Origin of the sequence: Methylobacterium sp. WL9 (assembly GCF_008040035.1) — a bacterium.
Classification (GTDB): Bacteria; Pseudomonadota; Alphaproteobacteria; order Rhizobiales; family Beijerinckiaceae; genus Methylobacterium; species Methylobacterium thuringiense.
This window is the reverse complement of the sequence record NZ_VRVE01000194.1, coordinates 1-938: the sequence shown is the minus strand read 5'-3', so window position 1 is coordinate 938 and position 938 is coordinate 1. Positions and strand designations below refer to the sequence as shown.

At 67.5% G+C, this 938-nt stretch carries 1 protein-coding gene; it reads left to right on the top strand.

Going from position 1 to position 938, the window contains the following annotated elements:
- On the top strand, window positions 1-938 hold a 938-nt coding region (locus FV217_RS22440; RefSeq protein ID WP_147821849.1), incomplete at both ends, for a transposase.

Below are 938 nucleotides of genomic sequence, written 5' to 3'. Positions count from 1 at the left end.
AACAACCGCGACCGCAACTTCACGCAGGGAAAGCTCGACCGGCGCCGCCAGCAGATCGAGGAGAGCGTGTCGCGCTACCTCTCGCAGCTCGACACGGCCGATCGTCAGGATCCCACACCGGAACTGGCCGCCAAGGTGGTGCGGCTGAAGGAGAAGATCGCCCGCCTCGGGCAGGAGATGGAGCGGTTGGCCGGCCTGGAGGAGCAGATGAAGGCGGCGCCCGACCGGCAGATCTCGCTGACCGATCCCGACGCGCGATCGATGGCAACCAGCGGGCGCGGGTCGGGCCTGGTGGGCTACAACGTCCAGGTGGCGGTCGAGACCGAGCATCATCTGATTGTCTCGCACGCAGTGACCAATGCCGGCTCGGACCGGGCACAGCTCAGTGGAATGGCCGCGCGGGCCAAGCAGGCTCTGGAGACGGATACGCTCGATGCGGTGGCCGACCGGGGCTATTATTCCGGCGAACAGATTCTAGCCTGCGAACGCGCCGGCATCTCCGTCACGCTGCCCCGGCCGATGACCTCGGGCGCCAAGGCCGCCGGACGCTTCGGTAAGGAGGACTTCCTCTACCGCCCTCCGCAGAACGTCTACCTGTGCCCGGCGGGCGAGACGCTACCCCACCGCTGCACCACGGTGGAGAACGGTCTGACGCTGCATCGGTACTGGACGAATGCTTGCTCGGCCTGCCCGATGAAGGCGGCCTGCACGACGGGCAAGGAGCGCCGGGTGACGCGCTGGGAGCATGAGGATGTGCTGGAGACGGTGCAGCGCCGATTGGACGCCGATCCGCTGGCCATGCGGGTCCGGCGCGAGACGGTCGAGCATCCCTTCGGCACGCTCAAAGCACGGATGGGGGCCACGCACTTCCTGACCAAGACCCTGCCGCGCGTCTCGACCGAGATGGCGCTTCAGGTCCTGGCCTACAATCTGACGCG